Origin of the sequence: Mycobacterium colombiense (assembly GCF_003284935.1) — a bacterium.
Lineage (GTDB): Bacteria > Actinomycetota > Actinomycetes > Mycobacteriales > Mycobacteriaceae > Mycobacterium > Mycobacterium arosiense_A.
Genome location: NZ_QMEV01000057.1, coordinates 19,759 through 29,606 on the forward strand (window position 1 = coordinate 19,759; position 9,848 = coordinate 29,606).

Genomic DNA, 9,848 nt, shown 5'->3' on the forward strand with positions numbered 1-9,848 from the left:
GTTAGACGCTGATGCCGGCGTTAGCCGCGTAGGCGCCGGCCTGGATGCCGTCGACGAGGGTGTAGCCGATACCGGATTCGCCGACGCCTTCTGAAGAGGCAGCTAGCTGGGTGTTGCCCATGCCAGCCATCGCCTGGTGCGACACGCCCTCAGCGACTAGGGATGCAGCGGTTTTCACCGACACCGCGTCTGCGCCAGGCGGCAGAATGGCCCCGGTGGCCACAGCATGGGCGGCGTTGGTGCCCAAAAGACGAGCGGTCAGTGCAGCCACCTGAGCTGAAGCGGCTGCCAGCGCTTCGGGTGTGACATCAACAAGCATGGAACAACATCCCCTCTGGTTTCACTATGTGCGATTGTTCCTGTAGTAATTGTCGCTGCCCCGCCTCAGTGCGGCCACCGACAATTCGCCTCCCCGTGGCGGTCCGGTTGAGAGCACGGTACCGCCAACACATGACAACTGCCTGTTATTGCATCAGGTGCAACTAACACGCTAACACCTCTATCGTGCACATTTAACATTCCGGTTACATTCGGTCGGGCATCGCCAACTGCGCATATCCCTCGTTTTGACCGCCGCTGGCCAGGACATAGCCGCGGCCTGGATCGAGGTCCTGGAATTTCATTCCACCGACCTTGTCGTTGACCGCTGTAGAACCCAGCATGATGCGGACGGCGTTTTGGTTGGCCAATTGACCCGGCACTGAATTGGGCGACATTTCCGCAGCAGCGGCTCCTTGGGCCCGGTGGGTCATGATCACCCGCAACCCCACCTCGTTGGCAGAGGCGAAATGGCGCAGCATCGGCTGCCAGGTCTGCACCATCCGACCTGATCCACTGGCCGGGACACCGCCGGCTGGGACGTGGTCATAAATCTGCTGCTGGGCGGGAATGGCGTCGAGGTCGTCGACGAAGAGGTAGATCAGCGCCCCTCGCAATTTCCAGGCCCGCTTTTCTTCCCAGGGCAGATCCTTCGGCGGTGTCCTGCCGTCGAGGACGTGCGCCATCTGCTCGAGGCGTTGGGCCATGGAGGCGAAGTCGGTCTCGTAGTAGTCCTCGCCCTCGATGAGCCGGGCGGTCTCTGCGCTGAGCCCAAGCCCCCTGTCGAAGACGCACACAATCGCTTGCTCGGGGCCCGAGCGGCGGGCGACCACGCTGCGTAGCAGGTGGGTGAGGAACGTCGTCTTGCCCTTCTCGTCGTCGCCGTAGACGCCCACGAGGGGGTTCCGGGTGAAGTCGTGCACCAAGGGCTGCAGGTCTCGGCCACGCAGGCCCAGGGCGAACTGCTCTCCGTCGAGCCGATCTTGACCGAGGCCGCTAACGGTGACCACTGCGGGCAGTAGTTGCGGGCACGGCACCGCGCGGTGTCCTGCGTAGTGCTGGGACACCGTGGCCACGGTTTCGCGCACCTTCTCGTCCAGGTTGTCCATGCTGGGCTGACCGTCGAGGCGACCCACCGCGAAGCGGATGACATCACCGACACCGTTGATGCCGCGACCCAGATCGTGCTTGGGGATGCGGTCTTGCGGTCGGATCATCTCGTCGGTCTTCTGCGGCTTGATTTGGGAGTCCGACGCTTGGGAGAGTTTCAGCTCGAAGCGGGTGTTGATGTGGTTTTGCACCTCGTTGCCGAACTTCAACCAGCTAGCCGCCGAGATCACCACATGCAGGCCTCGCCCGGCGGTGGCCAACCGTTCCACGCTCTTGAGGTGCGGGTTCTTCGGATTCAGCAGCGTGGTGTTGTCGTCGAGGAAGTTGTCCCAGCCGTCGACCACCAAGAACAGGTCGGTGGGGTAGCCGTCGTCGAGTCCTGGCTCATCGCCTTGGCTTCGGCGCCGCCGGAACTCACCGAGCGAGCCGATGTTGTACTGGTCGAAGATCCGCCGCCGGCGCGCGATGACGGCCTCGAGGTCGCCGAAGATCCGCAAATTCAGTTCATTGCGCTCGTTGCCGCCGATCGCGCCGATATGGGGCAGGCCGTTGAGCGTCCCCACCGCGGGCCCGCCGTAGCTCATCACGTAGAACCCCACGTCGCGCGGAGAGTGGCGGGCGGCTGCGGACAAGATGAAGGTCTGCACCGCCATCGATGCTTCCTCTTTGCGCATTCCCAGGATCGACACGTTGCCGTCATCGACGCTGTAACTGAGCAGGCTGTGGGTCAGCTGGCGAGGCCGATCGATTTTGCCCAGCGGCCAACACGGGGCCGCTGACGGTGCGGCCGCGTCGGCAGCAGCGGCCTCGGTCAGCACGGCGTCCAGCGGGATCGGCTCATCTAGCGGCGGTGACCACAGCTGCGGCGAGGGCTTACCGTAGGCGGCGGCCAGCTGCGGCCCGACGGTCAACACCAGCGACCGCGGCGGCCCCTCGATCACCGATTCGCCGGCGATTTCCTCTTCGATCACGGTGTCGGGGTCAGGCTCGACCCGACCGGCGGTGAACACCCGCGCGCGGGGCTTGGCGTTGATCACCTTGCGGCTGATCGTGGTCGGCGGCTCGTAGCGGGCAGGGAGCATGAAGCCGCGGTATTTCATCGGCTCGGCACCAGGCGCGCGCACGAAATAGCCTGTCCCTTTGACGTTTTTGCCGTCGGGAATGTGGTAGGCGTCGCCGTTGCCGATCACTTGCCGCGAGATGGATTCGCTGGCGACCTTCAACCCGATGCGGTAGTTGGTGTTCTTGTCGATGTCCTTGATGTGGCCCTGGTCGAGGGTCTGGCTGGCAAACAGAAAGAAGATCCCTTGCGAGCGGCCCTTGCGGCACACGGTGTCGAACACCTTGGCCATCTCCGGATGCTCCCTGAGCAGCAGCGAGAACTCGTCAATGATCACGAACAAGAACGGAATCGGTGGGAGGTCTTTGCCGGCGGCGGTGGCCCGCGCCTCGTTGTATTCCCGCAGCGACTCAAACGCCGCGCCTCTGATTCGGCGACCGGCGTGAGCAAACGCGACACCGCGCTGGTCGAGCAGTCCCAGGCAGGTCTCACCGAACCGCTCGACGTGGGATCTCTTTTCCTCAAGGTTGGTGATGACAGCAACCGCGTGCGGATAACCGGCGAAGCCGTCGAAGCCGGCACCGTCTTTGAAGTCGACGAGAATGGCCTGCACGACGTCGGGGGAGTGGTGCGCAAAAAGGGTGAACACCAACGTTTTCAGCGACGTGGACTTGCCTGAACCGGTCATGCCGATCATCAGCCCGTGCGGCCCGTTGCCGCCGTCGGCTTCGTCTTTGAGGTCAAGCATCTGCGGTGCTCCGCTGGGCTGCAATCCCAGCGGAACCCGCAACATCGGTGACAGATCCACTGGCTCTCCGGTGCCCACGGGCAGCATCCGTGGCGCCCACAGCGACTCGACGTCCAGCTTGGCGGCGTTGGTGATCCCCAGCAACGCCAGCAGATTCTGCGCGGCTGCCGATTCGGCATTTTGCCGGCTGGTCGGCGCCGCGTCCCACTTCGACATTTGCCGCGCCACGTGCCGGGAGACGTGCGCGTCGAGCACGTCTGGCTCGGCGCAAAAGGTCTGCCAGCGAAAGTTCTGCCACGTGTCCATTTGCACCGCGGCGGCGCCGTCGTGGGCGTCACGGCCTACCCGCAGCAACAGCTCGCGCGAGTGGGGCGCGTAATCGCGGTCTGGGCCGGCGGCCGCGCGATAGACGATCACCGTGACGCCGTCGCGTGCGGCGATGCGCCGCACGACCTCGTGCGGGGCGCCGGGGTCATCGACTACGACCACGACGTGTTTGTGCGATTTGCTCACCGCCGCCGAGTCCGTATTTCCTTTGTCGTCGACGACCTTGTCGCGATCTTTGATCAGCGGGCTCAGCATGGTCTCGACGTCACGCAACGAGATGCCGAGCAACCGTGCTGGTCCGGCGCCGTCGATGTCGTGGCTTTCGGTGTGCGGCAACCACTTCGCCCAGTTCCATTGCGACTCCAGCCGCGGCGAGGCCACCGCCAAAGCGATGTCGTTGGGGGTGTGCCAGCACACCAGTTGCGCGATCCAGGCCCGCAGGATCGCCCCGAAAACAACCTGGTCACCGTAGACGGTGATCATGCCGAAGCCGGCCAGGTCAATCGCCTTGGGGCAGTGGGGAATCGATTGCTGCACGGCCCGTAGATGCTGCAGCGCCGTGTAGGTGACCGGTTCCAGATCGAGTTCGGACTCAACGGGTTTGACCTTGATTTTGCTCTGCAGGCGCACCTCGTCACGTCCGACGCGCACGTGCAGATAGTCGGGGTCTGTAGCGCCGCGTTCCCACATTCGAGGTGATCCAATCACCGCTTCCAGCACCTCGGGGTCTGGGTGTGACCACTCCGCACTAGCTTTCTGTGTGGCCGCGACCTCCCGGATTTCTTCACCTTTGCCCGACAGCCAGCGCAAGTACTCCGCGCGTTCGGAATTGACTTCGGGCGTCGACATTTCGCTGGTGCCGCCCTGGGCCTGCATGGACTGAAACAGCGCGATCACCATCATGGCGACAAAAAACAGGTACATCGGCTGCATCTGCCGGTACCCAGTCATGAACATGAAGATCACCATGACGACCATCGACGCGCCGAAAACCCAGGGCAGCGCCTTCTTGAGGGCGCCGACTTCCACGGTGCGTGGCAGCTCCGGCGGGGGGTTGAGGGTGAAATCCTTGGCCTTGTGCTGGGGGCCGGCCACGCGGCGCCGATGGGGGAATCGTTCTCGCATCAGGGCTCTCCGTTATCAGTGCGCAACCAGCGCATCGGCTTTGGACAGGGTGGGGCCGGGGGCGAACAGGCTCAGCACCGACCAGGGAATCGGCAGTGGAGGCGAGCTCAAGCCCAGCACTTCTGCCGTGGATGTCGTTGACTGGCCGGCTGCTGGGTCCTCCAACCCGTAGCGCACGCCGAGGTCAGAGACCCAAAACAGCGACTCTTTGGTCGTCGCCTGCGGTTGCTGCCCGGTGACTTGCACGTAGTAGCCGTTGCCCCGGGGCAACACGACGCGCGCGGCGGTGGTGGGCCCGGCGCCAGTGAGCCCGACGGACTTGGCGTCGGCGGCAATGGGCAGGCTCTGCCCGGACAGCAGCGTCAGGCTCGACGTGGGCGCGCCGCCCAGTTTCACCCATTGCCCACAGGTCACAGGGTCGGTGTTGGGATCCATGATCCGCAGCGCCGATGACGGGTAATCGTCGACCGAAATCGGCGTGGCTTTGGGCGCTTTGGCGACCTGGTCTGGCGTCAGGGCGGGCGGCTCGACAAGACCATAGGCGTCGTTGGCGCGCAGGATCGCCGCCACCACCGGGGAGATGGCCTGTAGCCCGTCTGCGGTCACGACGTAGTAGCGGATCTGGTTGTTGGTGTCATGGTCGATCACCACCGAGGCCACCGGCGGGGGCGTCTGTCCCGGGACCGGCCACACAAAGCGGGGCGGATCGCCGGCGTTGGCGACGAACGGCACCACCAGCGGTGCGGATTCGGGAATCAGATTCAGCAGTGAACGGTTGATGGTCCGCGGTGCGGGTGTGTCGGCGTTGATCCCCACTGCCGCGGTGACCGCGGCGTTGTGCAGGTCGATTTGACTGCGTTTGCCGCCCCAGATCAGCCAGGCGGTCTTGCCGCCGTCGCTGGTGGCCAGCACCGCCGAGGACGCCGGCAGCGCCGCCGCATGTCCTGGGCCGGCAACCGGATCGCCGAAGATGACCGTTGCGCCGCTTTCCGCGCCGCCGATGGCGTCACACACCATCCAGCGCGCGTCGCGGACACTCGACTGCACCATGCGCGAGGGCGCATTGGGGATGCCCAATGTGTTGCCCAGTGGGAACTTGTCGATCTCGCTGGATTTCACCACGGTCGGGGTGCCGGGATGGCCCGAAATCAGGCGGGCGCTGGCCAGGTTGAGCACCGGATGCAGTTCATCGTTGACCACCACATACAGCGCGTTGGTGGATCGGTCAGCCAGCACGTGCTTGGTGCCGGTGACGCCGGCGGGTTTGAGGATCGACAGCACCAACGCCCCGGCCACCAGCACGGCCGCGATCAGGGTGCCCACGCTTAGCGCGCGGCCCTGCCGGCGTAGCGGATCGGTGAGCATCCGCGTGTCGCGCAGCGCGACGCCGTTGCTGATCCGGCGGATCAGGAACCGCCAGCCCGAAACCTGGTGGCGGGTAACGAATCCCCAGGGCCGCTTGCGGGCCGCGGTCGGGCCTAGCTCGACGCTGCGGGACTTAAACCCCCGCCGTGGACGTGGGGTGACCGGTGCGCTCATCGCGCGCCTCCGTCGGCTTGGGTACCGCCGCGGCGCCATAAGTCGGGTTCAGCCGAACCCACCGGCTCTGCGCGCTGCGGGGCCGCCGACCCTGCGAGCGGTCCTTGATTGCGGTCGTGGCGCGATAACTTGATGTTCTGTTCCTTGTCGGCCCGGTCGAGTTCACGCGCCACTGCGGTGCTCACGTCTTCGGCGGTGATGGTCTGCAACTCCTCGGCGGTGGTGTCATCGTCGTCGAGTTTGCCGGTGACGTCGAGGCGGTGGTCGCGCTGCTCCTCGGCGAACTGGATCAGGTTCTCGCTGAAGCGGGCGTTACCCAACACGTCCATCGCCGGACGCCGCCGCCCGCTGGTGTCCACGGCGGTGGCAGCGGCGAGCTCGGCGTAGGCCGCGCGCAGCGGCTCGGTATCGGAGATGATGCTGCCGCCTTTGGCGGCTTTGCGCACCGTGATCTCCACCAGCTCGTCGACGGTGTAGGACGGCAACCTGATGCTGCGTGTAAACCGGGACCGCAGCCCCTCATTGGAGTCGCGGAATTCCTGCATCTTGTCGGCATAGCCGGCCGCAATCACCATCAGCTTGCCGGCGTGATTTGTCATGGCGCGCAACAATTCAGCGATCACCACCCGCCCGTAATCTCTCTCCGAATCTGATTCGGTGAGGGCATAGGCCTCATCGATGAACAGCACCCCGCCGCCGTCGTCGATGATGCGGTCAATGATCGCCTTGATCTTGGCTTCCGAGCCGCCGATAACCCGGTCCACCAAATCTGAGCGGCTGACTTCGACAAAGGTGTCCGACGGCAGCACATCGGCAGCACACAGCAGCTTGGCGATCACCCGGGCGATCGTCGTCTTACCGGTGCCCGGTGGGCCTTCAAGTATCAGGTGCAGCGATTTGTTGCGCACCGGCAGCCCGAGAGCTTCGCGTCGCTTGTCTCCGCGCACGCTCGATTCCAGCCGCGCGATTTGGTCTTTGACGTCGACCATGCCGACGAAGTCGGCGAGCTCGGCGGCGGCTTCGGCCTTGAGCTCTTCGCGGCGAGCCGCTCCGAGCTGGCGCGCGAAGTCACGTTCGCCGGGCTCGGTGTCGGGATCCCAGTAGTCGTTGCGGGCATCGATGCGTGCCGCGGTGGTGGGGTGGATACCGAAGCCCGGATCGCTCAGCGCGGTCGCGATCGTCGAGCGCACATGGTCGGAGACCCCCACCACGGCGTAGGCCTCGTTGAGCAGCGCGGTAGCCGCCTCGGCGCGGCCCAGCGCTCGAGCGCACAAACCCGCACCGAGCAGCGCCTCAGCGCTGGCCGCCGCGATCGGCCCCTGCCCCTGGCTGCTCAATTGGTCAAATCCCTGCTCCCACAAGCCCAAATAGGCGCCGGACAAACCGAGGGCCACCTGGACTGCTTGGTGCAGGAACGGATCGTTGCGTACCTGTGCGGCCAGCGGCGCCAGGACCCTGCGCACGTCATGCCAGCGTTTTGCCCGGAAATAGACCACCGCCAACACCCAGCCGGCAGGGCCGGGGACGGCCGAAAGCACCCGGTCGGTAAGCAGTTCGCCGGCGCCGGCGTAGTCACCAGCGGCGGCGCGCGCGGCCGCGCACGCCATGATGACGCCGTCGGCGCCGCGCGCGTGCAGCTGGATGTACATGCCGGTATCGAAGGCGAAATCGATTGCGTCCGCGGCCACGTCACCGGCCGTGATCAACTCTCCGCAGGTGTCCAGGGCGCGGTAGGCGTTTTCCAGGACGGCGCGGCTGACGTCTCCGCTGGCCGCCAGGCCCAGCCATCCGTCGCACTGATCTGGGTACTGCGCGGTCAGGCGCTCGAATCCGCTGCGCGCGGCGCGCTTGTCGGGTACCTGCCGGCGTCCGTACACCTCGGCGCCTAGGGCTGCGCAGCTGCTCAGGAAGAGGTCCAGCGCGTCGCTGCTTGTCATCGCTGCTCCACGACCGCGGCGACTTGGGCGCTGACGTGTTGTGACACCTGGGAATATCCTTCCTCTGACATGGCCAGCAGCAGTTCACTGAGCTTGTCGCCGGGGTAGCGGTCAAACAGGTCCGCGGCGAACGACGCCTCGACGATCATGCCGTCGCCGTCGAAGACGAGCGTGTTGTCGCCGTCGGGGCAGCTCACCGTGACCCGTAGTTGTTCGAGGTTTCGGCGCGCCGATCGGATTCGTTCGAGGAATTGCTGGCCGCGCGCCATTTCGGCGACCACAGCGGGGTGCAGGGGGATATCCATCAGAAGATGTCGCCTAACACTGGTGGGCTGATGGGATCGCACAGCGGGTGCGCCACCGCAGCTGACCCCAAGGGGGTCGCACTGTGGTGTGCGGAGGCTGGCCGCACCGGCTGATCGGTCATGCCATTAGCGTGGCACAAAAGTGCGACAGCGGGGGGTGCAAGGGTAAGCCACCGCTAGGCGTCGTCGCCGGTCGCGGTTGCTTTCTTGCGGGCAGCGATGCGCGCCTTGACGGCGTTGTGCGCTTCGGGTTTGACCACGGGCTCAGCTTTGGCGGCAGCCCCGACGACTCCGGGCCTGCCTTCGGGTTCGACTTCGGGTATTGGCTGCTCGTAGCTGTGCACCTTCTTGGAGTCGGTGCCTTCAGCGTGGCGCCCCATCGGCATCATGCCCATGCCGCCGGATCCGCTGGCGCTCGCGGCGGCGGGGGCCGCCGGCTTGCTCGGCGCGGCAGGAGGCGAGGAGGCCGGGGTTCCGGTCAGCCCGGCCGAGTGGACCCCGCCCAGACCGGCAGGTTTGATCGGGCTGCCACCGCCTCCACCCTTGTGGGCTCCACCTCCTGCCGGATGCGCGTGAGTTAGCGCGGCGGGCTTGATCGGTGGTTTGGTGGCCTTGGCCAGATTGCCAGCCTGCTGGCTGAGCTGCTGGCCGAGTTGGCCCAGCGACTGTAGAGGATTGGCTTGGCCCAATGACTGCATCAGCGGACCGAGTGCCCCCATGAGGGAGCCGAGCATGTCCTGGAAACCCGATCCTTCCCCGGACGTCGCTTTGGACGTCTGCGGGGTGCCATCACCTGATGTCGGCGCGTGAGGATCGTCTTGTTGATCGGTTTGGCCCGGTTTGTCAGCGGTGTTGGGCGTGGGTGAGCCGGGAGCGTTTGGGGTGGTGGGGGCCAATCCGGGACCGGGGGGAAGTGTGCTCGGCGGTGTGCTGGCCGCGGTTCCGGTGGTGGTATAGCCGGTCAACGTGACTCTGGCGGTGTGCTGCATCCCGGTCAACTGGGTTTGGTAGGCCTGCGCTCGAGGCGCCCCGAACGGGTCCGCGCGTGCCTCGGCCAAGTTCGTTTTCGTGGTGCGCCACACCGTGGGGTGGCCGACTGCGGTCGTGGCGGTGGTGTGGGCGCCGGCGGCGGTGCTGTAGCCGTTGGCCAGTGCGCTGGCGTGGGTGGCGACCTGCTGAGTCCAGCCGATGGCCCGGTCCAGCCGTGTCACCAGCGGTGCGCTCAGCGCGGCGTGACCGGAGGCGAGCAGCTGGGTTCGGGCCCCGGTGAGTGCGGTATGCGCGGTCACTGCTTGGGCGGCCACGCCTTCCCACTGCGCGGCTTTGGCCAAAGCCGGCGCGGGCCCGGCGCCGGAGTGCAGCGCCAGGGCGAGCTTCTC

The 9,848-nt window shown here is 65.9% G+C and carries 6 protein-coding genes; all 6 read right to left on the reverse strand.

Going from position 1 to position 9,848, the window contains the following annotated elements:
* Position 1: 1 nt before the first annotated feature.
* Positions 2-319 (reverse strand): PE family protein, encoded by a 318-nt coding sequence (locus tag DQP57_RS20560; RefSeq protein ID WP_036473460.1) that lies wholly within the window; start codon positions 317-319, stop codon positions 2-4.
* Positions 320-524: 205 nt separating this feature from the next.
* Positions 525-4,688 (reverse strand): type VII secretion protein EccCa, encoded by a 4,164-nt coding sequence (gene eccCa / locus DQP57_RS20565; protein WP_064893770.1) that lies wholly within the window; start codon positions 4,686-4,688, stop codon positions 525-527.
* Between the two features lie 15 nt (positions 4,689-4,703).
* Positions 4,704-6,227 (reverse strand): type VII secretion protein EccB, encoded by a 1,524-nt coding sequence (gene eccB / locus DQP57_RS20570; protein ID WP_064893769.1) that lies wholly within the window; start codon positions 6,225-6,227, stop codon positions 4,704-4,706.
* Entirely contained in the window at positions 6,224-8,164 is a 1,941-nt protein-coding gene (eccA, locus tag DQP57_RS20575; protein ID WP_081284185.1) for a type VII secretion AAA-ATPase EccA, read from the reverse strand. Before eccA ends, eccB begins: the two co-directional genes overlap by 4 nt.
* Positions 8,161-8,469, reverse strand: a complete 309-nt coding sequence (locus DQP57_RS20580) for a YbaB/EbfC family nucleoid-associated protein (RefSeq protein WP_036473458.1) — start codon at positions 8,467-8,469, stop codon at positions 8,161-8,163. Before DQP57_RS20580 ends, eccA begins: the two co-directional genes overlap by 4 nt.
* A gap of 176 nt (positions 8,470-8,645) precedes the next feature.
* Positions 8,646-9,848, reverse strand: a 1,203-nt coding sequence (locus tag DQP57_RS20585) for a PPE domain-containing protein (RefSeq protein WP_112634537.1), incomplete at its 5' end; no start/stop codon positions are given.